Here is a 25,655-nt window from a genome sequence, read left to right as displayed (position 1 = left end):
CCCCCCCCCCCCCCCCCCCCCCCCCCCCCCCCCCCCCCCCCCCCCCCCCCCCCCCCCCCCCCCCCGACGCGTGTGGTCAGGCCCTGCGCGGGTGCTTGATGCGGTGGAGCGGGGTCTGGTGCGGCTCCTCCGCCTCCAGGCGCGGCGGGTCCAGCACCACGTCGCTGAGGATGTCGAACGCCACCGCCACGACGGCGGCGGCGACCATCAGGACCACCCCGGCGACCAGCAGCGGCACCGACCCGCCCAGGACCAGTGCCAGGCCGCCGAGGCCGAAGCCCACCACGGCCAGGGCGACGCAGGCCCACGACGCCGCGCTGCCCCGGTGCCCGTTGGACGGGGCCAGTGAACCGCCCTGGCGCTGGAAGCCCCGGATGCGCCCGTTCCGGTCCTGGTCGTCGCCCGTGGGCCGGTACTGCTCCCACGCGAGTCCCGGATCCTCGTCGTCGCGGGGCCCGAGCACGGTGGGCCGCCGTCCGTGGAGGAACTCGTCCACGGCGTCGTCCGGAGTCCTGGACAACCGGGGAGTTCCGGTGCCGGTCGTCTCTGTGGGCTCACGCTCTCTTCTGGTTCGCATGGTGGTCCCCCTGGGAACACGGTCGCGTTCGGTGGAGTTTCGCCCGAACCGACGGAAAGGGTCGGCCGAAACCACCGCTCTCTCCCTTTGAACTACCCGGAACAATGCGCGACTCTGCACGAATGATCACGAAAAAGGTGGGAACATCCAGGCCCGTCCCGCTCGTTTGTCCAGAGGACGGGAAGCGGTTCCGGGTCCTCTAGGATGTAGGCCCGAGGACCCAGGATTGACCCCTGACCTCCACGGCCAAGGGAAGCGGTCAGCGGGCCTAGATCTGACTCTCCACCCCTCGGTGGAGCCAACCGCGATCTGCGAGGAGCGCATAGGAAGTGCCAGGCATACTCGACAAGCTCCTGCGCGCGGGTGAAGGTAAGATCCTGCGCCGGCTCAAGAAGTTGAAGGACCAGGTCAACGCCCTTGAGGACGACTACGTCGACCTCTCGGACGACGAACTGCGCGACCTGACCAAGGAGTACAAGGAGCGCTACGAGGAGGGGGAGTCCCTCGACGACCTCCTCCCCGAGGCCTTCGCGACCGTCCGTGAGGCGGCCAAGCGCACTCTGGGCCAGCGTCCCTTCGACGTCCAGATCATGGGCGCGGCGGCCCTGCACCTCGGCAACATCGCCGAGATGAAGACCGGTGAGGGCAAGACCCTGACCGGAAGCCTCGCGGTGTACCTGAACGCCCTCGCGGGCAAGGGCGCGCACGTCATCACGACCAACGACTACCTCGCCCGACGCGACGCCCAGAACCTGGGCCGCATCTTCCACTTCCTCGGGCTGGAGGTCGGCGTCGTCGGCCCCCAGATGACCGCCGAGGCGCGCCGCAACGCCTACCTCGCCGACATCACGTACGGAACCAACAACGAGTTCGGTTTCGACTACCTGCGCGACAACATGGCGCTCTCGCTCAAGGACACCGTCCAGCGGGACCACTTCTTCGCCCTGGTCGACGAGGTCGACTCCATCCTCATCGACGAGGCGCGCACCCCGCTGATCATCAGCGGCCCCTCCGAGCAGAACTCGCGCTGGTACGCCGAGTTCGCGAAGATCGCGCCCCGCCTGAAGAAGGACACCGACTACGAGGTCGACGAGAAGAAGCGCACCGTCGGCATCACCGAGTCCGGTGTCGCCAAGGTGGAGGACTGGCTGGGGATCGACAACCTCTACGAGGCCGTCAACACCCCGCTGATCAGCTTCCTCAACAACTCCCTCAAGGCCAAGGAGCTGTACCGCAAGGACAAGGAGTACATCGTCAAGGACGGTGAGGTCCTCATCGTCGACGAGTTCACCGGTCGCGTCCTGGCGGGTCGCCGCTACAACGAGGGCATGCACCAGGCCATCGAGGCCAAGGAGCGCGTCAAGATCAAGGACGAGAACCAGACTCTCGCCAAGGTCACGCTCCAGAACTACTTCCGCCTCTACGAGAAGCTGTCCGGCATGACCGGTACCGCCCAGACCGAGGCGGCGGAGTTCACCCAGACCTACGGCGTCGGCGTGGTCCCCATCCCGACCAACAAGCCGATGGTCCGCGAGGACGTCAAGGACGTCGTCTACAAGCACGAGGACGCCAAGTTCCAGGCCGTGGCCGAGGACATCGCGGAGCGCCACGAGGAGGGGCAGCCCGTCCTGGTCGGTACGACCAGCGTCGAGAAGTCCGAGCTCCTCTCCCGGATGCTCAAGCGCGAGGGCGTCCCGCACGAGGTCCTCAACGCCAAGAACCACGCCCGTGAGGCGTCGATCATCGCCCGTGCGGGCAAGCTCGCCTCCGTCACCGTGGCCACCAACATGGCCGGTCGCGGTACCGACATCATGCTGGGCGGCAACCCCGACTTCCTCGCGGACGAGGAGCTCCAGGCCCGTGGCCTGAGCCCCCTGGAGACCCCGGAGGAGTACGAGGCGGCCTGGCCCGAGGCGCTGGAGAAGGCCACCGCCGAGTTCGAGGCGGAGCACGAGAAGGTCGTCGAGGCCGGTGGTCTCTACGTGCTCGGCACCGAGCGCCACGAGTCCCGCCGTATCGACAACCAGCTCCGGGGCCGTTCCGGCCGTCAGGGTGACCCGGGCATGTCCCGCTTCTACCTGTCGCTCCAGGACGACCTGCTGCGTCTGTTCAACTCCAGTCGTCTGGAGGTGTTCATGAACCAGCTGAACATCCCCGACGACCAGCCGATCGAGTCCGGCATGGTGAGCAAGGCGATCGCCTCCGCCCAGGGCCAGGTCGAGACGCAGAACTTCGAGATCCGCAAGAACGTCCTCAAGTACGACGAGGTCCTCAACCGCCAGCGCAAGGTCATCTACGCCGAGCGCCGCAAGGTGCTGGAGGGCCAGGACCTGCGCGACCAGGTCATCGAGATGCTGGAGGAGGTCCTGCGCGGCTACGTCGTGGAGGAGACCGCCCAGGGCGACCCGGACGACTGGGACCTCGACAAGCTCTGGCGGGCGTTCAAGCAGGTCTACCCGATCAGCTTCACCGTCGACGAGTTCGTCGAGGAGAACGGCGACCTCCAGACCCTGACCGGCGAGCTCATCGCCACCCAGGTGGTCGAGGACGCCAAGGCGGCCTACGACACCCGCGAGGCCGAGCTCGGTGAGGAGGCGATGCGCGAGGTCGAGCGCCGCGTCATCCTCCAGGTCATGGACCGCAAGTGGCGTGAGCACCTCTACGAGATGGACTATCTCCAGGAGGGCATCGGCCTGCGCGCGATGGCCCAGCGCAACCCGCTGATCGAGTTCCAGCGCGAGGGCTTCGACATGTTCCAGCAGATGCTGGAGGCGATCAAGGAGGAGTCGGTCGGCTTCCTCTTCAACGTCGAGGTCCAGGTCCAGAAGAAGGCGGAGCCCGCGCTGACGGCCGCCGCCGCCGCGCAGACCGCCGCCACCGTCGGTGGCTCCTCCGGTGCGACCGCCGTGGCCACGGCCGTGGACGAGGACGTCGAGGCCGCCGGTGCGGACGCTCCCACCGAGGAGGCCGAGGCCGCCGAGGACGTGGTGGTCCCCGGTTTCGGCGAGGACCAGCCGAACAGGCTCCAGTACTCCGCGCCGAGCGAGGACGGCACCGTCGAGCGGCACACCGAGACGGTGGACGACGAGTACGCGGGTACCGCCCGCAACTCGCCGTGCCCCTGCGGCTCCGGCAAGAAGTACAAGAAGTGCCACGGTGACCCCACGGCCCGGTAACGGCTGAGGGACACCAGAGATCACGCGTGTGGGCGCGGCTCCCGAGGGGGCCGCGCCCACACGCGTCAGCGCGTCAGCCGTGCGGCCCCAGGAACGGGCGCAGCTCCAACCACTCGTGGATGGGCCGTCCCCCGGCCCCGGGTGCGGCCGAGAGCTCCCCGGCCAGTTCCAGTGCGCGGTCGTAGGTGTCGACGTCGATCACCATCCAGCCCGCGACGAGGTCCTTGCCCTCGGGAAAGGCGCCGTAGGTGAGGGGCGGTCGTCCCTCACCGTCGTGGCGCACGAAGGTCCCCTCCGGGGCGAGCGCCTGGGAGTCCACGAACTCCCCGGTCTCCCTCAGCCGGTCCGCGAAGTCGTTCATGTACCCCACGTGTGCCGCGACCTCCGCTGGCGTCCACTGGTCCATGGGGACGTCGTTCACTGAGGCCGGGGCGCCCCGGTAGTGCTTGATCATCACGTACTTGGCCATGGTCTCTCCTCTGCGTGGTGCGCCCATTGTGGGTCGCGCCTACGACAGGGCGGAGTCGGGCACGCGTACGCGACCCGGTCGGCCGGATTCCTTTGCCGGGGCGTGGAACACCGGCGGGCCCGGGACGAGTGTGTGGGGTGCCCTGGAACACCGAGGGCCCGGCGCCGCGTGCGCGGTACCGGGCCGTGGACGTCCCGTGCGGCCCGAGACCCACGAGAGTGGGAGCGGCGGGTCGCGGGGGAAGGCCGGGGCTCAGGTGGTCTGGGTGACCTTGTTGAGGCCGCGCGGAACGTCGGGGTCGTAGCCCAGGCGCCGGGCGAGGTGCTCGGTGAGCAGCTGGGCGGGGACGATGAGGTTCATGGGCGCGACCCACTCGGGCACGTCCGGGACCGGCACCGACACGTCGCTGGCGGCGGCGAGGGCGGAACCGCCGCCGAAGCCGAACACCGGGGCCCCGGCGGAACGGACCCGCTCCGCGAGGGCGACCGTGCCCTCCAGGGTGGGGCCGCTGGGCGCGGCCACCAGCAGGGCCGGGGTACGCGGGTCCACCACGGCGATGGGCCCGTGCTGGAGGTCCGCGTAGGACAGCCCCATGGCGTGCAGGTAGCAGGCCTCCTTGAGCTTGAGGGCGGCCTCCAGGGCGGTGGAGAAGGCCATGCCGCGACCGGAGATCACCGCGCCCTGCACGGCCACCATCCGCTCCACGATCTCCTCCAGGGAGTCCGTGGGAGCGGCGAGGGTCTCCTCGATCCCGGCGGGCACCAGCTCCAGCTCTCCGGCGTCCAGGTTCGCGCCCAGGCCCAGGGCCAGCACCGCGAGCGCGGCCAGCTGCGTGTTGTACGTCTTCGTGGCGGGGACCGCCAGCTCGTTCCCGGCCCGCGTGACCAGGGCGACGTCGGCCTCCGTGGCCAACGGGGAGTCCGCGCCGTTGGTGACGGCGACGGTCCGGGCGCCGCAGTCGGCGGCCCAGCGCATGGTCTCGACGATCTCCTCCGTCCTGCCGGACTGGGAGATGGCCACAGCGAGGACGTCGGACAGGTCGATCCGCGCGCCGTAGGCGGTGGCGATGGAGGGCGAGCCCAGCGTGGCCAGGCGGCCGGTGTGCGCCTGGAGGAGGTAGCTGCCGTAGACCGCCGCGTTGTCCGAGGAGCCCCGGGCGATGAACAGGACGTGCTTGGTGGCGCGGCCGAGCGCCTCGATCTCCCCGCGCAGGGGCAGCAGTTCGGCGAAGGTCCGGCGCAGGGCCTCGGGCTGTTCGGCGATCTCGGAGAGCATCATGCTCGTGGTGGACATACGGAGCCTTCCGGTGGGGACGTGCGGTCCTGGCCGTACGCCGGGGGCCGCGCTGGTCGCGTGGACGGCCCGGACTACGCCGCTGGCCAGCCACGATGCTGGTTCACTCCGCGTGCCACAAGGAGGATTGACACGCGGGTCGAGCTATGGTCTAGTCCGGACTATACCAGTCAGATCCCGGCATGACCCGGCAAGTGTCACGAGTCCGGGCGGATGCCGCGCTAAGGTCGAACGCCGACCACCGGACCACCCGACCCGCCGACCGAGAAGGCCACTCGCTCCATGCCGATCGACGCCAGCAACCCCCTGCCGAAGTACGTCCAACTCCGCGATCTGCTCCTGGACTGGATCACCGCGGCGGGGCTGGGCGTGGACGACATGGTCCCCTCCGAGCGCGAGCTCAGCTCCACCTACGGCCTCTCCCGCATGACCGTGCGCCAGACCATCGACCTCCTCGTCGCCGAGGGCCGCCTGTACCGGGTCCCGGGCAAGGGCACCTTCGTGGCCCGGCCGAAGATCGAGATGTCCCTGGTCCTGGCCTCCTTCAGCGAGGACATGCGGGCCCGGGGCTTCGAGCCGGGCGCGCGCGAGCTGATCCGTCAGGTCATCCCGGCCAGCGGCCACACCGCGCGCATGCTCGACATCGCCCCCGGCACCCTCGTCCACCACATCGAACGCATGCGTACGGCGGACGACGAGCCCATGGCGGTCGAGCGCTCCAACATCCCGGCGGCCATGGTGCCCGGCCTGGAGGACCACGATCTGGCCGAACGATCTCTCTATGAGGTCCTGGAAAACGAGTTCGACATCCTGTTGGATTCCGGTGAGCAGACCATCGAGGCCGGGATCTGCGACTCGGCCGACTCCCGTCTCCTTGGCCTACCCGCCGGAAGCCCGGTGCTGATCATGCAGCGCCGCAGCTTCGCCAAGGGACAGTGCGTGGAACTCGCCCTGTCCACCTACCGTGCCGACCGCTACCAGCTGCACTCCCGCCTGGACCCGCGGAGGCACGGAGACTGACGTCTCGCGCCCTCGGGGCGCGCGTCCGAGAGGGAGGACCCCCCACCATGTCGGACCCCACCCCTGCGAAGAAGGCCCCCGCCGAACCCGGGGACCCCCCGCGCAAACGCTCCTCCGCCGCGTTGGCCGTGCTCCAGAGGCTCGGCCGGAGCCTGATGATGCCCATCGCGGTCCTGCCCGCCGCCGCGATCCTGCTCCGCCTCGGACAGGACGACCTCCTCGGAGCGGACGGCCTGGCCGGGATCGACGGGATGGGCTGGATGCAGCCGGTCTCGGGTGCCGTGGGCACCGCCGGTGAGGCGATCTTCGAGGCCCTGCCGCTGTTGTTCGCGATCGGTGTCGCGATCGGCTTCGCCCGGCGCGCGGACGGCTCGACCGCCCTGGCCGCCGTGGTCGGCTACCTGGTGTTCGACCGCGTGGCCACCTGGACGATGGTCACCTTCGACGGCCCGGCCGGGGACATCGGGTCGCGGCTCGTCACCTATCCGCTCGCGACCGATCCGGTGACCCGTGAACCGGTCGCGGACCCGGAGGCGGTCAACGCCGTCCTCCCGATGATCAACCACGCCGTCAAGAACCCCACCGACGTGCTCGGCGGGATCGTGGTGGGCCTGGTGGCCGCCGTGCTGTGGCAGCGCTACCACCGGATCAAGCTGCCCACCTGGCTCGGCTTCTTCGGGGGCCGCCGCTTCGTCCCCATCGTCACCGCCCTGGCCGGTCTGGGCATGGGCGTGGTGCTGGGCCTGGTCTGGCCGATCGTCGGCATGTGGATCCAGAACCTGGGCGAGGCCCTCATCGGCGCGGGAGCCCTCGGAGCCGGGATCTACGGCGTCGTCAACCGCATCCTGCTGCCGCTGGGCCTGCACCACGTGGTGAACTCGTTCGTCTGGTTCGTCTCGGGCACCTACACCGACGAGAGCGGCGTGGTCTCGCACGGGGAGATCACGCGCTACTTCGCCGGTGACCCGGAGGCGGGCACGATGCTGTCCGGCTTCTTCCCGGTGCTCATGTTCGGTCTCCCGGGAGCGGCGCTCGCGATGTGGCTGACCGCGTCCAGGGCCAGACGCGCGCAGATCGGTTCCATCATGATCCCGGCCGCGCTGACCGCCTTCGTCACAGGCATCACCGAGCCGGTGGAGTTCGCCTTCATCTTCGTGGCGCCGGTGCTCTTCGCGGTCCACATCCTGCTCACCGGCGTCTCGCTGGCGTTGATGAACCTGCTCGACGTCCAACTGGGCTTCGGGTTCTCGGCGGGGCTGATCGACCTGCTGCTGAACGCGACGAAGAGCAACACGGAGGGACTCGGCGTGCTGTTGTTGTTCGGCACGTTCTACTTCCTGGTCTACTTCGGGATCTTCTATGTGCTGATCAGCAGGTTCAACTTCCCCACGCCCGGACGGGAGCCCGACCCCGACGAGCCCGGGGGAACACCGCACACGGCCCCGGCCACGGCGGACGGCACGACCGGGGCCGGCCCGGACGGCCCGAGCGGCGGGGATCCCGGCCGCTCCGGCTGAGCCCGGCGCCCCCGGCGACGATCGACCACCGTGCCGACCCTGGCGTGTGAGGCACACCACCTCTAAGCTCGGCTCAGACCCCCCGGGTCACGTGATCCCGGGTAGAGCACGGAGGGCACATGTCGGACAAGGCAACGGCGATCGTCGCCGGTTTGGGCGGCGCGGCCAACATCGAGGACATCGAGGCCTGCATCACGCGGCTGCGCACTGAGGTCAGTGATCCCGCTCTGGTCCGGGAGGCCGACCTCCGGGCGGCGGGCGCGCACGGCGTCCTGGTCTCGGGCAACGTGGTCCAGGTCGTGGTGGGCCCGGAGGCGGACTCCCTCACCGACGACATCCAGGACCTGCTGGAATAGGGGTTCGGCAAAGTCGGGCCTTTGTGCTCTTTTGGCCGCCCCTTTTCCGGGTTAAGTCCCCCTCCCAGGGAAGACCTCCTCCATGTCAGACCTGAACGGTGCGCTGCGCGTACTCTCGCCCGTCGCCGGAACCGCCATGTCCCTGGACACGGTCCCCGATCCGGTGTTCTCCCAGAGCATGGTCGGCCCCGGTGTGGCCGTCCACCCCGAACCGGGACAGGAGGGCGGCCAGGAGTCCGAACACGAGGCGGTCGCCCCGATCGCCGGGACCCTCGTCAAGCTCCACCCGCACGCCTACGTGGTCATGGCCGCCGACAACAGACGCGGTGTCCTCGTCCACCTGGGCATCGACACCGTGCAGCTCGCGGGGGAGGGGTTCACCCTCCTGGCCGAGGAGGGCACGGAGGTGGCGGCGGGCACACCGGTGATCCGCTGGTCGCCCGGCGCGGTCGCCGCCGCCGGTCGACCCTCGGTCGTGCCGGTGGTGGCCCTGGACGCCCAGCCGGGCGGCCTCGCGGACCTGGCCGCGGGAGCGGTCGAGCCGGGGGAGGTCCTGTTCGTCTGGGAGTGAGCCCCCGCCCCCCGCCACGGCGGGGTGTGTCCTGCCCGCTCCGGCGAACGGGTAGTCTCCGGCCGCAACCAGCGATCCGGCGGAGATGAAGTCCCTTATGAGATCGTCCGTGCCACGCGCCCTGGCCCCGGCCTGCGTGGCCCTCACCCTGATCACCACAGCCTGCACCACACCCGAGGAGGTGGACACCTCGCCCGAGAACGACCCCGGTGCGGAGGCCACGGCCGAGCCCTTCGAGCCGGTCCTTGCCCCGCAGCTGCTCGCCGAGATGGACCTGGACGACAAGATCGGCCAGCTCCTGGTCCTGACCGCGCAGGGCACCACGGCCGCCGACAACGCCGCCCAGATCGAGGCGCACCGGCCCGGCGGCGTCATCTACTTCGACGCCAACCTGAACGACGCCGAGCAGATCGCGCGGATGTCGGCGGGGATGCAGGACCAGGCGGCCGAGGTCGGTCAGGGGGTGCCCCTGTTCGTCAGCATCGACCAGGAACAGGGCCTCGTGGTGCGCATGCCCGTGGGCACCCTGTTCCCCGATGCCATGGCAGTCGGTGCCACCCGTGACACCGACCTCGCCGCGCTGCGGGCGTCGACCACGGCGGACGAGCTCCTCGCGGTCGGCGTCAACATGAACTACGCGCCCGACGCCGACGTCAACACCGACCCCAACAACCCGGTCATCGGTATCCGCTCCTTCGGCTCCGACCCGGAACTGGTGTCGGAGATGGTGCTGGCCGAGTCCGACGCCTACTCCGAGCACGGCGTCGTGCCGGTCATCAAGCACTTCCCCGGACACGGCGACACCGACGTCGACAGCCACACGGGGCTGCCCGTGATCGACCTGCCCCGGGACCGCTGGGAGGCCGAGCACCTGCCGCCGTTCCGGGCCGCCGTGGACGCGGGCGTGGACGCCATCATGACCGCGCACGTGCTCATGCCGCAGCTGGACCCGGGCGAGGACCCGGCCACCCTGTCGCCGGTGATCATCGACGAGATCCTGCGCGGCGAGCTCGGCTACGACGGGGTGGTCACCACTGACGCCCTCAACATGGAGGGCGTGCGCCAGACCCACGACGACGGCGAGGTCGCCGTCCGCGTGGTGGAGGCGGGGGTGGACCAGCTCCTCATGCCGCCGGACCCCGGAGCCGCCGTGGCGGCGATCCGGGAGGCGGTCGAGAGCGGACGCCTCACCGAGGAGCGCATCGACCAGTCCGTGCTGCGCGTCCTCACACTCAAGGAGAAGCGCGGCGTCCTGGAACGCGAGTCCGCCGACCCGGCCCAGGCCGACGCGGCCATGGAGAACCCCGAGCACGCCGAGGCCGCCCAGCGGGTGGCCGACGCCTCGGTCACCCTGGTCCGGAACGAGGCGGACCTCCTACCGCTGGACGCGGGCACGCGCGTGCGCGTCCAGGGTGAGGGCGCCGACCGGATCGCCCCGGCGCTGACCGACGCCGGACTGGAGGTCGTGGACGGCGGCGAGGACGTGCTGGTGGTCGGCACCCGGAACGCGCGGGGCTCCGAGGAGCAGCGCGGGATGGTGGCCGCGGGGCGCTCCCAGGGCACCCCGGTGGTCGTGGTCGCCCAGGGCGGCCCCTACGACCTGGAGGCCTTCCCGGACGTCGACGCCTACCTGGCCCTGTACTCGGCGGTCGAGGTCTCCCGGGTGGCTGCCGCCCGGGTGATCGCCGGAGAGGTCGACCCCTCCGGGACACTGCCGGTGGACATCCCCGGTGCCGACGTGGCCTCCGGAACCGGACTCGGCTACTGACGCCACCGGGTCGCCACCGGGTGACGCGCGGTTGAACCGGACGGGGAACGGGAAGAACCCGGTCCCCGTCCGGCTCCGTCGGCTCCGCACAGGTCCGGGCGGGTGGTCCCCATGGCGATCACCGAAGGAGGCGACCGGATGAACGGCACCCGACGAGGGGTCATCTCCGACTGGGGCGGTGTGCTCACCCCACCCCTGCCCGAGGGAATCCGGGCCTGGCTCAGGTCCGACCGCATCGACATCGAGCACTACCACGAGGTCATGCGTCCGTACTTCGACGACAGCGTGCCGGACAACCCCGTGCACGCCCTGGAACGCGGCGAGATCGAGACCCACCTGTTCGAACGCGACCTCGCCGCCCTGCTGCGCTCCACCCACGGCGCCCCGGTACGGGCGCAGGGTCTGATCGAGCGCATGTTCGCGCACTTCGACCCGGTCGACGGCATGTACGAGACCCTGCGTTCGGCCCGGGGGAGCGGACACGCGACCGCGCTGCTGTCCAACTCCTGGGGCAACGGATACCCGCGTGACCACTTCGCGGCCACCTTCGACACGGTGGTGATCTCCGGCGAGGTGGGCATGCGCAAGCCCGAGGAGCGCATCTACCTGCTCACCTGCGAGCAGCTGGGCCTGGAGCCCGAGGACTGCGTGTTCATCGACGACCTGGCGCACAACATCGAGACCGCCGAGTCCCTGGGGATGACCGGGATCCTGCACACGGACGTGGAGAGCACCCGTCGGGCGCTGTCCCGCTTCCTGGCCCCGGAGGACGACCACCAGCGGCAGCCGGTCTGACCTCGTCGGGTTCTTTGGGAAACTCGTAGGGACCCGATCCCGCCTGGAGAGCCCATGTACGTCTTCCTGCCCAGTACCGTCCCCGCGCTCGCGGCCCTGCTCGACCGGGGTCGACTGGAGGGGGAGGCCCTCCCGGCCTTCACCGCCGATGCCGGTCCCGACGGGGACCCCGAGGAGGCCGAGTACGACGCCATGTACGCGGCGGCCGAGGCCTCCCTGCGCATGCTGTCCGAGGACCCCGGGGCGCCCCGCCGCCGCGTGGTCCTCGCCGCCGAGATGCCCGACGCCGCCGTGGAGCACGAGGCCCGCCACGCGGACGGGGTCGCCCGCGTCACCGTCCGGGGCGGCGTGCCCTACAAGAAGCTCCGGTCCGCGCACCTGGATGACACCGACGCGGCGGACGACATCGCCGAGGCCGCGGCCGAGCCGGCCTCCGAAGCCGCCGAGGACCACGAGCTCATGTGGTTCGCGGTCCAGGAGATCCGCTACCTGGTCGAGGAGTCCCAGACGTAGCAGTACGCGGGTACCCCGGGGGATCCGTCGAAGGCGTGCGTGATCGCGCCCAGACGCTCCCAGCCCAGGCGTTCGTACAGGCGGGTGGCGGCCCGGTCCTTGGCCATCACGTCCAGCACCAGGGCCGAGCCGTGCAGGCTGGCGTGGTCCATCACCGTGCGGGTGAGGGACGCGCCCACGCCCCGACCGCGCGCCCCGGGGCTGACGAAGAGACGGGCGAGGACGGCGGCCTCGTCGGAGGCGCGTCCGGTCCGTTCGCTCCACAGCGCGACCGCGTCCGCCCCCTCGGGTTCGGCCAGACTCACCTGCCCCACAATCGCGCCGTCGTGTTCGGCCACCCAGGAGCGGAGGAACCCCGGGTCGGTCAGCCAGGCCCGGGGGTGGGCGACGCCCTCCACCGGATAGCCGTCGTGCGCGTGCACCCGGACGAGGAGGTCGCTCAGCGCCACCAGGTCGGCCTCGGTCCGCTCCCGGACCCGCACTCGGTCAGTCATCACTCTCCTCCACCGCCATGTCGTAGTCCAGCGCCGCCAGGTCTGCCCTCATGACGAAGCGCGTCACCTCGAAGGGACGGCCCGCCTGGTCGAACCCGGTGTGCAGCACTTCCAGAACCGGAACTCCGGTGGGCAGCATGAGCCCGCGCGCCTCCTCGGGAGAGGGCATACGCGCGGACACCTCCTCACGGCTCCGGGTGATTCGGTGTCCGCGTTCCTCGAAACGGGCGTACAGGCTGCCCCTGCCCAGGTTCGCCGAGGTCGCCAGGGGGGTCCCCTCGGCGATGCGCCAGGGCACGTACGTGACCCCCACCTGGACTGGGTGTTCGGACGCGCCATCCGACGCGTAGTACCAGTTCTCCCTGCGGACCACGTCCGGTGCCTCGGCGGACAGTCCCAGCCTTTCGATGATCTCCGTAGGAGCGATCACGCGCTCGATGGACACGCAGTCCACACGGGGGATCAGGCCCTGCTTCGCGAGTTCCGCACGGTAGGGGGAGAGCCCCGTCCCCTCCCGCAGACGTCGGGAGTACCGATCGGCCCCGAACCGGAGTGCCTTCCGTCGTTCCCGTACGAACACGCCGGAACCGTGCCGACGGTCGACCAGTCCCTCCTCCGCGAGAATGCGGACCGCCTCACGAGCGGTGTTACGGGCGGTTCCGTGCGTCTGTGCGAGATCGCGTTCGGAGGGCAGCTTTTCCCCAGGGAGAAGGTCTCCGTCCTGAATTGCCGTGCGCAGGTGATCGGCAATTCTTCTGCTGGGGGGTGGTTGCTCTTCGCGCTCCTCAGAAGTCATGCGGACATCCTACGCAAGTGGTTTGAGCCAGTGCCTTGACTGGCTTAAGCCACCCGTGCTCAGATGGTGCTGAGTGTCGCCACGGGGTGACCCGGAGTCGGATCTTCGTGGAGCGCTGTTCGGGAACCCCCCGTGGGCGAGGGATCTGTACCCCTCACGCACCCCTGGAACGAGGAGGCTCGTCATGGCCGAAGGCAAGTGCGGTGCCTGTGGTGGTGAGGGAACCTTCATCATCTACTCGGATGGAGAGAAGAAGGGGTGGGGTAAGGACAAGGAAGTGGTGACCTGTAAGGACTGCGGCGGGACAGGGAGGAAGCGGTAGTGGCCGACTTTCAACGGATGCACGCTGAGCTCGCTGCCGGGCTCACCACCACAGACGCGATCCGTGCGGCCTTCGCCGACCATCCCCGGCACCGGTTCATCCCCGACCTGGTCTGGCCCGACATCCAGGGGCTGCCCCTCATCCGCTCGGCGGATCCCCAACGGTGGGCCGCCTACGTCTACGCCAGTGACCCGGTGGTGACACAGGCCAACGACGGGGGCAGTGGTGCTGTCAACACCCCCACATCGTCCTCATCGGCGCCGCAACTCATGGCCGACATGATCGAGGCCGCCGGGGTCGAGCCGGGTATGCGGGTGCTGGAGATCGGTACCGGGACCGGCTGGAACGCCGCGATCCTCGCCTCCCTCGTCGGACCCACCGGATCCGTGACCTCGATCGAGATCGACCCCACGGTGGCTCAACGTGCGGAACGGAGCCTGTCTGGAACCGATGTGACGGTGGTCCACGGTACGGAGCCACCCGCAGGCACCGACTACGACGCGGTCATCGCGACCTGTGCGGTGAGCCGGGTTCCCAGCGGATGGATCGACTGTGTGGGTCCGGACGCGCGGATCGTGGTGCCCTGGGGGCCGAATTCGGATGCACACTCCAGTCCGGTCACCGTCCTGCGACGTACGGGCCCCAAGAGTGCCGCCGGACCGTTCGTGTGCGAGTCGTTCTTCATGCGGGACCGTACCCAGAGGGTTCCCCGGGGAGAGTTCCCCGGGATGGGACGCGAGTCGGAAGGCACCCGAGTCCTGCCCTTCGCGGTGGAGGACCTGACCGAGGACGATCGCGTCACCCGGCTCATGCTCATGCTTCCCGGGGTCCGTATCGGGATAGGGATGCGTCCGTTCAGCGGTGACGTCGGACTCATCATCTACCTCGGCGTTCCGGACGGCTCCTGGGCCTACCTGTGGCCGGACGGCGCCGCCCACGGGGGAGGCCCGACGGATCTGGTCGAGCGCCTGCGTGCCGCCCACGACCTCCTGGCAGGGGAGGGTTGGCCCGCTCTGGCGGAGTTCTCCCTGGAAGCCGACCTCGGCGCCGGGGTGTGCCGGGTCCGAGCACCCTTTGGCGAGTGGGAGCACGCCGTGTAGGCGTGGAACTACGGGAGGAAGACAGGGTCGGCAAGGGTGCTGAGGGGGTCCGGCCGTGCGCCGTGAACTTGATGGCATCCGATACGCGATCCGCCTCGCGAAGGCGTAGAAGGCAGGTTCCCATGGACGAGACCACCCGTACCGCTCAGTTCCTCCACGAGGCCGGGACGCTCAAGAACCAGCGTCGCACGGGGTGGTGGATGGCGGGAGTCCGAGACCCCGAATCCGTTACTGAACACTCCTGGCGCACCTCCCTGATTGCCTCCGTTCTGGCGTCGATGGAGGGAGCGGACCCCGCGCGGGCGGCGCTCATCGCGACCTGGCACGACACCGGGGAGACCCGTACAGGAGACGTCAACCACCTCGGACGGAAGTACGTCCAGGGGTCGGTTGATCCCCTGGAGATCGCCGTGGACCAGACCGAGGGAATGCCCGCGCCCCTGGCGGAGCTGGTGCGCGGCGCGGTTGCGGAGTACGAGGCACAGGAGACGGCCGAAGCCGTGTGCGCCAAGGACGCGGACAAGCTGGAATGCCTCGTGCAGGGGGTGGAGTACCGGGCCCAGGGGCACGGTACGGCTCAGCGCTGGATCGACAACTCCAAGGCACGGATCAAGACCCGGAGTGGGAAGGCGCTGGCGGAGGCGGTACTCGCTGGAGAACCGATGGACTGGTTGCGTGCCGCGATGGGGGAGAACCACTAGCCCGTGTCGTCTGAGCGCCGTGGTGCCTCGGGACGCTGGTTCGAGGCCTGGTGGGGGTGGGTGTGTCCGGCCGTGCGGTTGGGCGGCGCCGCGTGACGAATGCGGCGCCGCCCAACGGCACGGAGTGGGCTCTAGCGGACGAGGTAGCTCACCCGCCTCGTCTCGATGACACTCGCCCCTTCGGGAAGACCGCCCTCGTCGTCGCCCTCCAGGAGGACACGCATCCAGATGTCGCTGTCCTTCCGGTAGGGGTTCAGCCGGTCGAGCCGTTCCCAGAAGCTGTGCCCGATCGCCACGCAGGAGCACGCGCAGGTCTGCGTGTTGTAGCTCGGGGTCAGCGGCGAGATCCGCCCCGCCAGCGAGATCCCGTTCTCGTCGGGCTCACCGCCCCGGATGATCTGGATGACCTCGGTGTACAGCTCGACATCAGGCACGAAGGTTGACGCCATGGAGTCAGCTCCCTACGTAGAGGAGGCGACACCCGGTATGGGTGTCCCACTGGCTCCAGTATGATTCTAGCCAGTCATGATTACAAGTAATTTTCCTGACTGACTTAAAAAACTGCCTCGCGATGGTCGACTACTACGATCGAGACACCAAAGCGCTGTCTGGAAGGAGTTTTCGTGGCTGGTGGTCATTCGCCCGGGGTGCGACGGCGCAGGCTGTCGGCCGCGCTGAAGAAGCTCCGCGAGGATCGGGGGATGTCGGCGGCAGCGGTGGCTGGGAAGCTCAAGTGGTCCACGGGCAAGCTGACCCGCTCTGAACGCAACGAGTGGAAGTTCCCCAAGCGCGCGGATGTGGAAGCCTTGCTCGACCTCTACGAGGTGGAGGGGGATGACCGGGCGCACCTTCTCAGTCTGACCGAGGAGGCTCGCGGACGCAGCGATTGGCACAAGTACGCGGACCTTTTCCCAGGGTCCCTGCCTGACCTGGAGGCAGAAGCGGTCCGAATCCGTTCCTATGAGGCCTTGCTGATCCCCGGACTTCTCCAGACTCCCAGCTATGCTGCGGCGATCTTCGAGGCGAGTCAGATCGTTCCGCCTGAGGACACTCAGCGCAAGGTGGAGTCCCGGATGGCCCGCCGGGGTGTGCTCGATGCACCCAGCGGGCCACAGCTCGTATGCGTCATTGATGAAGCGGCCCTTCGCAGAGTGGTTGGTTCCGCCAAGGTGATGGCCGAACAGCTCCGCTTCTTGGTAGGGATGGCAGCGCACTACAAAGTCACGTTGTTGGTGGTGCCTTTCGAGGTCGGTGGGCACACCGCGATGGATGGTGCCTTCTCGCTCTTGGAATTTCCGAGTCCCGAACCAGGGATTGTCAGTATCTCCACCGGGGTGGAGTCCCTGTATGTGGAGGACGAGGCCTACGTCGACCGGCATAGGCTGATCTTCGACGGCGTCCACAACCTGGCCTTGGGCCCGAAGAAGTCCCTCGACCTCATCGAATCCATCGCCGCCGAGCACGACAAGCGAGCCTGATCATGTTGCTGGAGTTCCGCAAGTCCTCCTACTCATCCGCCCAGGACAACTGTGTCGAGGTCGCCCAGGTCGCTCCGGCCTTCCGCAAGTCCTCCTACTCATCCGCCCAGGAAAACTGCGTCGAGGTCGCTGACCTGCCCACCGGTGCGGCCATCCGTGACTCCAAGAACCCCGACCACGGCTTCCTGCCGATCGGGGCCGCCGAGTGGGCCGCCTTCGCGCAGTTGATCGCCGCTCGTCCCTCGCACCTCTGAGGTGCCCGTGTCCGCGTCCCGGCCCTGCCACGGGCTGGGACGCCGTCGGGTGTGCCTCGCGCGTCACTCCTGGCCCGGGACAAGATTCCTTGCCCCCGATGCCCGCCCGGATCACGAACGGTGGGCGTTGCCTCTGCGGGGCTGCGTCGGGCTCAGCCGCCGCCGTCGCCCCCTCCGTCCCCACCGTCTCCGCTGCTGCCCGTGCCACCGCCACCGCCGCTGCCACCACCGCTCCCGCCGTCGGAGTCCCAGTCCAGCCACGCGTTGAGGGCGGCGAACGCCACCACGGTCCCCGAGACGAGGAGGAGCAGCGGCCCGAGCGCGGAACCGTCACCGTCCAACACCCGGTGCAGGAGTCCCATCCCGAAGTAGAGCACCAGGAACATGCCGCCGATCAGACCTGCTGTCAGGGCGAGCACGCCTCTGCCGTCCACGGGGCCTCCAGGGGGCGCGGGGACCATCACGGTACGCCTCGGAAGGAGCGGGAACGGGGGAGTGGCCCCATCCGGCCAGCAGTCGAGACGCCGTGTGCCCCGCGCGTCACTCCTGGCCCGGGACGGGGGCACCTCTCTCCACCGAACCCTGGTTGATCGTGACGAACCCGCCCTCCGGCAGGCACTCTCCGGGCAGGTCGGGGACCTCGTCCAGCTCGGAGGCGTCCGTGTGGGAGCCCCCGCTGGTGAAGGAGTCACCATCCACCAACTCACCCACCTCCGGAACGGTGACCCCGGCCCGCCCTCCCGTGTTCAGGGGCTCCACGTCGCTCGGCCAGATCGGCGTCAGCACCTCCCCGGGTTCCCCGGTCTCGGCGTCGATCGTGCGCACCAGGAGGCAACCGTGTTCCGGCACGTACTCCAGGGTCAGGACGAGGAGCATGTCCGGACCGAACGAGAGGTCGTGGACGACGACGCGGGGATCGTCGCCGACGACCGCCGTCCCGTCACGGGGCGGGCCGCCGGGGGAGCAGGCAGTCAGAACCACCGCCGTCGCGGCGAGCAGTGAGAGCTTCCGGAATCCGGTCATGGAACCTTCCTTCGGGGGAGGGGTACGTCCGCTCAGAGGCGTCCGCGGGGGTGGGACGCGGGAGATGGCCCCGCCGCTCCCGCGATGGCCGGGTTCGGACTCCGTTTCCTCCCTGAATCGCCCATCCGGCACAATGGTGGCGTCCCCGAACCCCGACGCCGAGGAGTCAGCCATCAGCCGCCTGGTGCTATGGAACATCGACCTCACCCTCCTCGACGTGGGACAGGTGATGCGGGCCGCCTACGCCGAGGCCTTCGAGAAGGTCACGGGCGAGCCGCTGGTCTACCTGACCTCGGCCTCGGGCCGCACCGACTCCGAGATGTTCTTCGAGTTCTGCGCCCGCAACTACGTCGAGCTCGAACCCGACACCGAGGTCCTGGGCGACTTCCTCGCCGCCCTGGAGGCCTCCTTCGCCTCCCGCCACGAACAGCTCCTGGCCAAGGGCCGGGTCATGCCCGGCGCCGCCGCCTCCCTCGCCGCCGTGGCCGCGCTGCCGGACACCGTGCAGACCGTGGTGAGCGGCAGCACCCGGGCCAACGCCATCGCCAAGCTGGTGGCCTTCGGCCTGGACACCCACCTCAACCTCGCGGTGGGCGGGTTCGGCTCCGTCAACTACCCCAAGTCCAGCCTGATCCAGTCCATCAGGCTGCACGCCTCCGGTGAGGGCGGCCGGGCCTACGCCGAGGACGAGACGGTGTTCGTCACCGGCTCCGCCCCGGACGTGCGCGCGGCCCTGATCGGCGGCGCGATCCCCGTCGCGGTGCTCAACGGGTCCACGACCGAGGGGCAGTTGCGGGACGCCGGAGCGCAGATCGTGCTCCCGGACCTGAGCGATCCCCGGGCCGTGATGACCGCCGTCCACCAGGCCACGACGCGGTGACCGCACCGGGCACACGGCTCCTCCGGTGTTCGCCGCAATCCAGGTCTTACAGTGCGTAACCGTGCTGTAACGGTGTTGGTCCTGTTCTCGTGCGCGAAAAGCAGTAGCCTGGGGTCGGTCCCCACTGAGTGGGGGCCGTGCAGAGGCCGGGACAACGACGTCCCGACCTCGTTTGACGCCACCTGTGCGCACAGGTACCAACCCAACCAACGCCCTCGTGGGATCCTTGCGGCCCAAGGACCTCACGAGAATTCACAAGCCAGCCACAGAAGTTCACAGGTCGCTTGACGAGCCACACACGTCACATGACCGGGTGTCCACTTCCGCGCTCGTGCGACGTTGCTCACAAAGGAGTGAGAGATCCCTATGTCCGGGCAATCCGACGTCATCCTCCAGAAGCTGCTCAAGGACGCGGCCTCCCGGTGGAGTCCGGGGGACCGACTGAGCCCCGAGGCCGCCGACGCGGTCCGCGCCTTCCTTCCCCTCTACTACCGGCACACGGACCCCGAGGAGATCAGCGGGCGCAGCCCCGAGCAGATCTGCGGGACCGCCGAGGTCCACCACGCCTTCGGCGCCGAGCGTGCGCCGGGCCGGGCCAAGGTCCGCGTCCACACGCCGACGCTCGAACGGGACGGCTGGGAACAGCAGACCAGCATCGTCGAGATCGTCACGGACAACGCGCCCTTCCTCGTCTCCTCCGTGACCATGGCCCTCAGCGACCTGGGCGCCGGTGTGCGGCTGATCATCCACCCGCAGATGACCGTCGGCCGTGACCTGTCCGGCCGCCTCATGGAGATCGACCCGGAGATCGGCGGCGAGGGCCTCCTGCCCGTCGACGAGTCGTGGATGCACATCGAGATCGACCGGCAGAGCGACCCCGAGCGCGTCAAGGAGATCACCACCCGGCTGGAGCGCGTCCTCAACGACGTCCGCTACGCCGACGAGGACTCCGCCAAGATGAGCGACCGGGTCATCCGGATCGCCGACGAGCTCTCCGCCTACCCGGACCGCCTGGTCGCCGGCGGCGTCGACCCCCGCGAGATCGGGGAGAGCGTCGACTTCCTGCGCTGGATCGCCTCGCGCCACTTCACCTTCCTCGGCTACCGCGAGTACGCCCTGGTGACCGACGAGAACGGCGACGACTCCCTGCGCCCCGAGCCCGGCAGCGGCCTGGGCATCCTGCGCATGGACCCGTCCGCCTCCACCCGGTTCTCGGCGCTGCCCCCGGAGATCCGCGGCAAGGCCCGCGAGCCCTACCTGCTGGTGCTCACCAAGGCCAACTCCCGCGCCACCGTCTACCGGCCCAAGTACCTGGACTACATCAGCGTCAAGAAGTTCGACGCCCAGGGCAACATCGTCGGGGAGCGCCGCTTCCTCGGCCTGTTCTCGTCCCAGGCCAACACCAGCAGCATCGCGCAGATCCCGATCCTGCGCCGCAAGCAGGCCGAGGTCCTGGCCCTGGCCGGGTTCGAGGCCGACAGCTACGACGGCAAGGACCTGATCGAGCTCCTGGAGACCTTCCCGCGCGAGGAACTCCTCCAGATCCCCGTGGGCGAGCTCTACAGCATCGTGCGCGGCGTGCTGCGGCTCCGCGACCGGCGCGGCACCAAGCTGTTCATGCGCCGCGACCCGTACGGCGGCCGCTACATGTCCTGCTTCGTGTACATGCCGCGTGACGAGTACAGCACCCAGGTGCGCCTCGACATCCAGAAGGTCCTGGCCGACGCCTTCCACGGCGCCACCATGGACCACAACGTGATGATCGGCGCCGCCCCGCTGGCCCGCCTCTACCTGGTGGCCCGCGCCCAGAGCGGACAGACCCTCGCGGACATCGACCAGGTCGAGCTGGAGGAGAAGGTCCGCCAGGCGGCCCGCTCCTGGGACGCCGACTTCGACGACGCGCTCGTCGACGAGTTCGGCCCCACCCGCGCCACCACGCTCAAGGAGCGCTACGGCCCCGGGCTCACCGAGGCCTACAAGATCGACAACGACCCCAGGGTCGCCGCCCGGGACATCCTCCGCATCGAGGAACTGCTCCAGCGCACCTCCGACGAGGACCGCGAGGGCGAGTTCTCCGCCAGCCTCCACCAGCCCGAGGGCGCCGCCCCCGGGACCTGGCGCTTCCGCCTGGCCCGGATCGGTCAGCCCATCTCGCTCTCCCAGGTCCTGCCGGTCCTGGAACACCTGGGCGTGGAGGTCGTCGACGAACTGCCCTACGACATCACCGTCGGCGGGGTGGGCCGGGTCTGGATCTACGACTTCGGCCTGGGCCCGCTGGAGGCCTCCGACCTCTCCCCGGGCCGTCTCAAGGCCCTCTTCGAGGACGCCTTCGACGCCTCCTGGCGCGACCTCGGTGAGTCCGACCGGTTCAACGCCCTGGTCGTGCGCGCCGGACTCGACTGGCGTCAGCTCACCGTGCTGCGCGCCTACGCCAAGTACCTGCGCCAGACCGGATCGACCTTCACCCCCGACTACCTGGCCGACGTCCTCGTCGCCAACGTCGGGATCGCCAACCTGCTCGTGGAGCTCTTCGAGGCCCGCTTCGACCCCGACCAGCCCGACGAGGGACGCGCCGAGCGCGGCGACGTGATCGTCGGCAAGATCGAGAGCGAGCTGGACGGTGTGGCCAGCCTGGACCACGACCGCATCCTGCGCTCGTTCCTCGCGGTCATCCAGGCCACCCTGCGCACCAACCACTACCAGGGCGGCGCCGAGGGGCGCCCCTACCTGGTGCTCAAGCTCAACCCGCAGGAGATCCCGGACCTGCCCCACCCGCGGCCCCGGTTCGAGATGTACGTGTACTCGCCGCGCGTCGAGGGCGTCCACCTGCGCTTCGGCTCCGTCGCCCGCGGCGGCCTGCGCTGGTCGGACCGGTTCGAGGACTTCCGCACGGAGATCCTCGGCCTGGTCAAGGCGCAGATGGTCAAGAACTCCGTCATCGTGCCGAGCGGCGCCAAGGGCGGGTTCGTCTGCAAGCGCCTGCCCGCCGGCGGAGGCCGCGAGGAGGTCATGGCCGAGGTCGTGTCCTGCTACAAGCAGTTCATCAGCGGCCTGCTGGACGTCACCGACAACCTGGTCGACGGCCGGGTCGTGCACCCCGAGCGCACCGTGCTGCACGACGGCGACGACTCCTACCTGGTGGTCGCCGCCGACAAGGGCACCGCGACCTTCTCCGACACCGCCAACGCGATCTCCGAGGAACGCGGCTTCTGGCTGGGCGACGCCTTCGCCAGCGGCGGCTCCGTGGGCTACGACCACAAGGCCATGGGCATCACCGCCCGGGGCGCGTGGGAGTCGGTGAAGTACAACTTCCGCGAGATGGGCGTCAACGTCCAGGAGCAGCCCTTCACCGTCGTCGGCATCGGTGACATGTCCGGTGACGTCTTCGGCAACGGCATGCTGCTGTCCCGCAAGATCAAGCTCGTGGCCGCCTTCGACCACCGGCACGTGTTCCTCGACCCGAACCCGGACCCGGCCGTCTCGTGGACCGAGCGCGAGCGCCTGTTCCGCCTGCCGCGCAGCACCTGGGAGAGCTACGACCCGTCGCTGATCTCCGAGGGCGGCGGCGTGTACCCGCGCACCGCGAAGTCCGTCCCGATCACCCCGCAGGTCCGCGAGGTCCTGGGGATCGACGAGGGCGTCACGGCGCTCACCCCGGACGAGCTCATCCGGTGCGTGCTCACCTCGCCGGTGGACCTGCTGTGGAACGGCGGGATCGGCACCTACGTCAAGGCCAGCGGCCAGACCCACGCGGACGCGGGCGACAAGGCCAACGACCAGGTGCGGGTGGACGCCACCGAGCTGCGCGTGAAGGTGGTCGGTGAGGGCGGCAACCTGGGCCTGACCCAGCCCGCCCGTATCGAGTTCGCCCGGGAGGGCGGCCGGGTCAACAGTGACTTCATCGACAACTCCGCCGGTGTGGACACCTCCGACCACGAGGTCAACATCAAGATCATGCTCGACCGCGAGGTGCGGTCCGGCGAGATGGCCAAGGCCGACCGCGACCAGCTGTTCATCGACATGACCGACGAGGTCGCGTCGCTGGTCCTGGACAACAACTACTCCCAGAACGCCGTCCTGGCGGCCGCGCGCAAGCAGACCCACGAGATGCTGCACGTCCACGGCCGCTACATGCGTCACCTGGAGCGCACCAAGGTCCTCAAGCGCAAGCAGGAGGACCTGCCCTCCGACAAGGCGATCGCCGAGCGCCGTGCCCAGGGCAAGGGGCTGACCGGCCCCGAGTTCGCCACGCTGCTCTCCTACACCAAGATCAGCCTCAAGGAGCAGATCGGGCTGTCCGACCTGGCCGACGACCCGTACCTGGCGTCGACCCTGACGGACTACTTCCCGACTCCGCTGCGGCTGGACCGCTTCGCCGCCGGTGTGCAGTCGCACCCGCTGCGCCGCGAGATCATCGTCAACCAGGTGACCAACCAGATGGTCAACCGGTCGGGCACGACCTTCGCGTTCCGCCTCAACGAGGAGCTGGGCTCCAGCGCCGCGGACATCACCCGCGCCTACCTGGTCACGCAGGAGATCCTGGGCCTGCGCCAGTACTGGGGCGAGATCGAGGAGCTGGACCACGAGATCTCCGTGGACAGCCAGCTGGTGCTGCTGCTGGAGATCCGCAAGCTGGCCGAGCGCTCCGCCCGGTGGCTGCTGCGCAACCGGACCTTCCCGTTCGACCTCGCCAGCGAGATCGGCTTCTTCGCGGAGGGCGTGGGCGAGGTGCTGCCGCAGCTCCGGGAGCTGCTGCGCGGACGCGACCTGGAGGCCTTCGAGGAGCGCCGCGACCGGTACACCTCGCTGGGCGTGCCCGAGGACCTCGCGGAGCGCGTCGCCGTGATGGTCCCGGCCTACTCCACTCTGGACCTGGTGGAGATCGCGCACCGCACCGGCCAGCCGGCCGACCGGGTCGCCAGCCTCTACTTCGAGCTGGCCGACCGGTTCAACATCAGCTGGTGGCGTGAGCGGATCATCGACCTGCCCCGGGACGACCGCTGGGGCACGATGGCGCGTTCGGCGCTGCGCGACGACCTGTACTCGGCGCACGCGGACCTCACCAACCGGGTGCTGGAGTCCGGCGGCGAGGGCTCCAACGAGGAGCTGATCGCCACCTGGGCCGAGCAGAACGAGGACTCGGTGCAGCGCGCCGGGATCACGCTCTCGGAAATCCAGGAGAACGAGCGCTTCGACCTGGCCACCCTCTCGGTGGCCCTGCGGTCGATCCGCTCGCTGGTCGACTAGCCGACCGAGCACGGAGGGGCGTCCGGACGACCGGGCGCCCCTCCGGCGTGTCCGGGCCCGTGCCCGCCCCGGGACCCGAACCGTGACGGCGGCCTCTCCGGGCGGGGTCGGCGGGCACGAGTGGGGGGCGCCCTCCCGCTGGGACCTACACTGGGTCCCGTGGCAGAACTGGACCCAGCAGAGAAAATCAAGGAACTCGCGGCGACCCTGGCGAGTGTGACCGCCGTGTTGGACCTGGAGGCGATGCAGACCCAGATCGCCGAACTGCGCGAGCAGTCCGCGGACCCCGAACTGTGGGCCGACCAGGCCAACGCGCAGAAGGTGACGCGCCAGCTCTCCAGCCTGGAGTCCATGGTCAACAAGGTCAACGGCATCGGGCAGCGCCTCGACGACCTCGGGGTGCTCTACGAGCTCGCCGAGGCCGAGGACGACCCCGACACCAGGGCCGAGGCCGACCGTGAGCTCGAACAGCTCCGCAAGGAGATCGGTGAGCTGGAGGTGCGCACGCTCCTCAACGGGCCGCACGACGAGAGCGAAGCGATCGTCACCATCAACTCCCAGGCCGGCGGCGTCGACGCGGCCGACTGGGCGCAGATGCTCCAGCGCATGTACCTGCGCTGGGCGGAGCGGCACGGCTACCCCACGGACGTCTACGAGACCTCCTACGCGGAGGAGGCGGGCATCAAGTCCACCTCGTTCGCGGTCAAGGCCCCCTTCGCCTACGGCACCCTGCGGGGCGAGCACGGCACCCACCGGCTGGTGCGCATCTCGCCGTTCGACAACCAGAACCGGCGCCAGACGTCGTTCGCGGGCGTGGACGTCGTCCCGATGGTGGAGCAGAGCGACCACATCGAGATCGACGAGACCGAGCTGCGGGTGGACGTGTACCGCTCCAGTGGTCCCGGCGGTCAGGGCGTCAACACCACCGACTCCGCCGTGCGCATCACCCACATGCCCACGGGCATCGTGGTCTCCTGCCAGAACGAGCGCTCGCAGTTGCAGAACAAGGCGACCGCGATGTCGATGCTCCAGGCCAAGCTCCTCGCCCGCAAGCGCGAGGAGGAGCAGGCCGCGCTGGACGAGATCCGCGGTGACTCGGTGAGCAGCTGGGGAACCCAGATGCGCAACTACGTCCTGCACCCGTACCAGAGCGTGAAGGACGTGCGCACCGGCGCCGAGACCGGCAACACCTCCGGCGTCCTCGACGGCGAGATCGACGCGTTCATCGACGCCGAGATCCGCTGGATGCGCAGCCGGGAGAAGAACGAGCAGAACTGACCCGTGGCGTCCCCGCCCGAGCGGCGG

Annotated in this window: 24 protein-coding genes and 1 pseudogene; 16 read left to right on the top strand and 9 right to left on the bottom strand. The window is 69.5% G+C overall.

What is annotated here, in order from left to right:
* Window positions 1–76 precede the first annotated feature (76 nt).
* Window positions 77–577 (bottom strand): hypothetical protein, encoded by a 501-nt coding sequence (locus ACRWK8_RS25795; protein ID WP_431873122.1) that lies wholly within the window; start codon window positions 575–577, stop codon window positions 77–79.
* A gap of 329 nt (window positions 578–906) precedes the next feature.
* On the opposite strand from ACRWK8_RS25795, the gene secA reads away from it, so the two are divergent.
* Window positions 907–3,753 (top strand): preprotein translocase subunit SecA, encoded by a 2,847-nt coding sequence (gene secA, locus ACRWK8_RS25790; RefSeq protein WP_017542472.1) that lies wholly within the window; start codon window positions 907–909, stop codon window positions 3,751–3,753.
* Between the two features lie 73 nt (window positions 3,754–3,826).
* Here the strand turns inward: secA and ACRWK8_RS25785 are convergent, their stop codons facing one another.
* A complete protein-coding gene (locus tag ACRWK8_RS25785) occupies window positions 3,827–4,222 on the bottom strand; it encodes a YciI family protein (RefSeq protein ID WP_378743286.1) in 396 nt (131 codons plus the stop codon).
* Window positions 4,223–4,474: 252 nt separating this feature from the next.
* Window positions 4,475–5,515, bottom strand: a complete 1,041-nt coding sequence (locus tag ACRWK8_RS25780) for an SIS domain-containing protein (RefSeq protein WP_017542474.1) — start codon at window positions 5,513–5,515, stop codon at window positions 4,475–4,477.
* Between the two features lie 282 nt (window positions 5,516–5,797).
* Here ACRWK8_RS25780 and ACRWK8_RS25775 point away from each other — a divergent pair, with 282 nt between their 5' ends.
* From ACRWK8_RS25775 to ACRWK8_RS25745, 7 genes are all read left to right on the top strand, one after another.
* Complete coding sequence (locus ACRWK8_RS25775; RefSeq protein ID WP_017542475.1) at window positions 5,798–6,535, top strand: GntR family transcriptional regulator; 738 nt, start codon at window positions 5,798–5,800, stop codon at window positions 6,533–6,535.
* A gap of 47 nt (window positions 6,536–6,582) precedes the next feature.
* Window positions 6,583–8,052: a PTS transporter subunit EIIC gene (locus ACRWK8_RS25770; protein ID WP_431873121.1), complete on the top strand. Its 1,470-nt coding sequence runs from the start codon at window positions 6,583–6,585 to the stop codon at window positions 8,050–8,052.
* A gap of 119 nt (window positions 8,053–8,171) precedes the next feature.
* Window positions 8,172–8,408, top strand: coding sequence for a PTS sugar transporter subunit IIB (locus ACRWK8_RS25765; protein WP_110049939.1), 237 nt, complete (start codon window positions 8,172–8,174; stop codon window positions 8,406–8,408).
* A gap of 82 nt (window positions 8,409–8,490) precedes the next feature.
* The gene (locus tag ACRWK8_RS25760; protein ID WP_017542478.1) at window positions 8,491–8,979 is read left to right on the top strand and encodes a PTS sugar transporter subunit IIA; all 489 of its coding nucleotides are present in this window, start codon (window positions 8,491–8,493) and stop codon (window positions 8,977–8,979) included.
* A 97-nt stretch (window positions 8,980–9,076) separates the two neighbouring features.
* Window positions 9,077–10,747 carry a glycoside hydrolase family 3 protein gene (locus tag ACRWK8_RS25755; protein ID WP_431873120.1) on the top strand — a complete coding sequence of 557 codons (1,671 nt, stop codon included), beginning with the start codon at window positions 9,077–9,079 and terminating at the stop codon, window positions 10,745–10,747.
* Window positions 10,748–10,885: 138 nt separating this feature from the next.
* Complete coding sequence (locus ACRWK8_RS25750; protein WP_017542480.1) at window positions 10,886–11,542, top strand: HAD family hydrolase; 657 nt, start codon at window positions 10,886–10,888, stop codon at window positions 11,540–11,542.
* Between the two features lie 54 nt (window positions 11,543–11,596).
* Entirely contained in the window at window positions 11,597–12,055 is a 459-nt protein-coding gene (locus tag ACRWK8_RS25745; RefSeq protein ID WP_378743279.1) for a DUF6912 family protein, read from the top strand.
* Here ACRWK8_RS25745 and ACRWK8_RS25740 read toward each other — a convergent pair.
* From ACRWK8_RS25740 to ACRWK8_RS25730, 3 genes and pseudogenes are all read right to left on the bottom strand, one after another.
* Window positions 12,028–12,549 carry a GNAT family N-acetyltransferase gene (locus ACRWK8_RS25740; RefSeq protein WP_431873119.1) on the bottom strand — a complete coding sequence of 174 codons (522 nt, stop codon included), beginning with the start codon at window positions 12,547–12,549 and terminating at the stop codon, window positions 12,028–12,030. The genes ACRWK8_RS25745 and ACRWK8_RS25740 overlap by 28 nt on opposite strands.
* Window positions 12,542–13,129 carry a GntR family transcriptional regulator gene (locus ACRWK8_RS25735; protein ID WP_431873123.1) on the bottom strand — a complete coding sequence of 196 codons (588 nt, stop codon included), beginning with the start codon at window positions 13,127–13,129 and terminating at the stop codon, window positions 12,542–12,544. The genes ACRWK8_RS25740 and ACRWK8_RS25735 overlap by 8 nt, the downstream gene beginning before the upstream one ends.
* Window positions 13,130–13,132: 3 nt before the next feature.
* A pseudogene (locus ACRWK8_RS25730) lies at window positions 13,133–13,345 on the bottom strand (winged helix-turn-helix domain-containing protein); the annotation flags it as partial.
* Window positions 13,346–13,529: 184 nt separating this feature from the next.
* Here ACRWK8_RS25730 and ACRWK8_RS25725 point away from each other — a divergent pair.
* The 3 genes from ACRWK8_RS25725 (at window position 13,530) to ACRWK8_RS25715 (ending at window position 15,468) form a co-directional block, all read left to right on the top strand.
* Window positions 13,530–13,667 carry a hypothetical protein gene (locus tag ACRWK8_RS25725; RefSeq protein WP_431873118.1) on the top strand — a complete coding sequence of 46 codons (138 nt, stop codon included), beginning with the start codon at window positions 13,530–13,532 and terminating at the stop codon, window positions 13,665–13,667.
* Entirely contained in the window at window positions 13,667–14,767 is a 1,101-nt protein-coding gene (locus ACRWK8_RS25720; RefSeq protein ID WP_431873117.1) for an rRNA adenine N-6-methyltransferase family protein, read from the top strand. The genes ACRWK8_RS25725 and ACRWK8_RS25720 overlap by 1 nt, the downstream gene beginning before the upstream one ends.
* 122 nt (window positions 14,768–14,889) lie before the next feature.
* Complete coding sequence (locus ACRWK8_RS25715; protein WP_431873116.1) at window positions 14,890–15,468, top strand: HD domain-containing protein; 579 nt, start codon at window positions 14,890–14,892, stop codon at window positions 15,466–15,468.
* Between the two features lie 131 nt (window positions 15,469–15,599).
* Here ACRWK8_RS25715 and ACRWK8_RS25710 read toward each other — a convergent pair whose 3' ends face one another.
* Window positions 15,600–15,917, bottom strand: coding sequence for a hypothetical protein (locus tag ACRWK8_RS25710; protein ID WP_431873115.1), 318 nt, complete (start codon window positions 15,915–15,917; stop codon window positions 15,600–15,602).
* A gap of 174 nt (window positions 15,918–16,091) precedes the next feature.
* On the opposite strand from ACRWK8_RS25710, the gene ACRWK8_RS25705 reads away from it, so the two are divergent.
* Together ACRWK8_RS25705 and ACRWK8_RS25700 are read left to right on the top strand one after the other, a co-directional pair.
* Window positions 16,092–16,946, top strand: coding sequence for a helix-turn-helix domain-containing protein (locus ACRWK8_RS25705; protein ID WP_431873114.1), 855 nt, complete (start codon window positions 16,092–16,094; stop codon window positions 16,944–16,946).
* Window positions 16,947–16,948: 2 nt separating this feature from the next.
* Complete coding sequence (locus ACRWK8_RS25700) at window positions 16,949–17,200, top strand: DUF397 domain-containing protein (RefSeq protein WP_431873113.1); 252 nt, start codon at window positions 16,949–16,951, stop codon at window positions 17,198–17,200.
* A 152-nt stretch (window positions 17,201–17,352) separates the two neighbouring features.
* On the opposite strand, the gene ACRWK8_RS25695 is transcribed toward ACRWK8_RS25700, so the two are convergent.
* Together ACRWK8_RS25695 and ACRWK8_RS25690 are read right to left on the bottom strand one after the other, a co-directional pair.
* On the bottom strand, window positions 17,353–17,634 hold the full coding sequence (locus ACRWK8_RS25695; RefSeq protein ID WP_431873112.1) for a hypothetical protein: 282 nt from the start codon (window positions 17,632–17,634) through the stop codon (window positions 17,353–17,355).
* A gap of 106 nt (window positions 17,635–17,740) precedes the next feature.
* Window positions 17,741–18,223 carry a hypothetical protein gene (locus ACRWK8_RS25690; protein ID WP_431873111.1) on the bottom strand — a complete coding sequence of 161 codons (483 nt, stop codon included), beginning with the start codon at window positions 18,221–18,223 and terminating at the stop codon, window positions 17,741–17,743.
* A gap of 133 nt (window positions 18,224–18,356) precedes the next feature.
* Here ACRWK8_RS25690 and ACRWK8_RS25685 point away from each other — a divergent pair, with 133 nt between their 5' ends.
* The 3 genes from ACRWK8_RS25685 to prfB all read left to right on the top strand — a co-directional run bounded on the left by ACRWK8_RS25685 (window position 18,357) and on the right by prfB (window position 25,628).
* A complete protein-coding gene (locus ACRWK8_RS25685) occupies window positions 18,357–19,103 on the top strand; it encodes an HAD family hydrolase (RefSeq protein ID WP_017542489.1) in 747 nt (248 codons plus the stop codon).
* A 366-nt stretch (window positions 19,104–19,469) separates the two neighbouring features.
* A complete protein-coding gene (locus tag ACRWK8_RS25680; RefSeq protein ID WP_378743269.1) occupies window positions 19,470–24,350 on the top strand; it encodes an NAD-glutamate dehydrogenase in 4,881 nt (1,626 codons plus the stop codon).
* Between the two features lie 159 nt (window positions 24,351–24,509).
* Window positions 24,510–25,628, top strand: a complete 1,119-nt coding sequence (gene prfB / locus ACRWK8_RS25675; protein ID WP_378743267.1) for a peptide chain release factor 2 — start codon at window positions 24,510–24,512, stop codon at window positions 25,626–25,628.
* Window positions 25,629–25,655: the final 27 nt, after the last annotated feature.

It is taken from the genome of Nocardiopsis eucommiae, from assembly GCF_965344335.1.
Classification (GTDB): domain Bacteria; phylum Actinomycetota; class Actinomycetes; order Streptosporangiales; family Streptosporangiaceae; genus Nocardiopsis; species Nocardiopsis eucommiae.
The sequence above is the reverse complement of the archived record's forward strand: the minus strand, read 5'-3'. Positions and strand labels throughout refer to the sequence as shown.

Coding starts and splice junctions, on each gene's coding strand:
- ACRWK8_RS25745 (WP_378743279.1), top strand. CDS start 11,597: ATGTACGTCTTCCTGCCCAGTACCGTCCCCGCGCTCGCGGCCCTGCTC.
- ACRWK8_RS25770 (WP_431873121.1), top strand. CDS start 6,583: ATGTCGGACCCCACCCCTGCGAAGAAGGCCCCCGCCGAACCCGGGGAC.
- ACRWK8_RS25760 (WP_017542478.1), top strand. CDS start 8,491: ATGTCAGACCTGAACGGTGCGCTGCGCGTACTCTCGCCCGTCGCCGGA.
- ACRWK8_RS25680 (WP_378743269.1), top strand. CDS start 19,470: ATGTCCGGGCAATCCGACGTCATCCTCCAGAAGCTGCTCAAGGACGCG.
- ACRWK8_RS25740 (WP_431873119.1), bottom strand. CDS start 12,549: ATGACTGACCGAGTGCGGGTCCGGGAGCGGACCGAGGCCGACCTGGTG.
- ACRWK8_RS25685 (WP_017542489.1), top strand. CDS start 18,357: ATGGTGGCGTCCCCGAACCCCGACGCCGAGGAGTCAGCCATCAGCCGC.
- ACRWK8_RS25755 (WP_431873120.1), top strand. CDS start 9,077: ATGAGATCGTCCGTGCCACGCGCCCTGGCCCCGGCCTGCGTGGCCCTC.
- ACRWK8_RS25710 (WP_431873115.1), bottom strand. CDS start 15,917: ATGGCGTCAACCTTCGTGCCTGATGTCGAGCTGTACACCGAGGTCATC.
- ACRWK8_RS25715 (WP_431873116.1), top strand. CDS start 14,890: ATGGACGAGACCACCCGTACCGCTCAGTTCCTCCACGAGGCCGGGACG.
- ACRWK8_RS25795 (WP_431873122.1), bottom strand. CDS start 577: ATGCGAACCAGAAGAGAGCGTGAGCCCACAGAGACGACCGGCACCGGA.
- ACRWK8_RS25700 (WP_431873113.1), top strand. CDS start 16,949: ATGTTGCTGGAGTTCCGCAAGTCCTCCTACTCATCCGCCCAGGACAAC.
- ACRWK8_RS25785 (WP_378743286.1), bottom strand. CDS start 4,222: ATGGCCAAGTACGTGATGATCAAGCACTACCGGGGCGCCCCGGCCTCA.
- ACRWK8_RS25775 (WP_017542475.1), top strand. CDS start 5,798: ATGCCGATCGACGCCAGCAACCCCCTGCCGAAGTACGTCCAACTCCGC.
- ACRWK8_RS25725 (WP_431873118.1), top strand. CDS start 13,530: ATGGCCGAAGGCAAGTGCGGTGCCTGTGGTGGTGAGGGAACCTTCATC.
- ACRWK8_RS25750 (WP_017542480.1), top strand. CDS start 10,886: ATGAACGGCACCCGACGAGGGGTCATCTCCGACTGGGGCGGTGTGCTC.
- ACRWK8_RS25765 (WP_110049939.1), top strand. CDS start 8,172: ATGTCGGACAAGGCAACGGCGATCGTCGCCGGTTTGGGCGGCGCGGCC.
- ACRWK8_RS25780 (WP_017542474.1), bottom strand. CDS start 5,515: ATGTCCACCACGAGCATGATGCTCTCCGAGATCGCCGAACAGCCCGAG.
- ACRWK8_RS25690 (WP_431873111.1), bottom strand. CDS start 18,223: ATGACCGGATTCCGGAAGCTCTCACTGCTCGCCGCGACGGCGGTGGTT.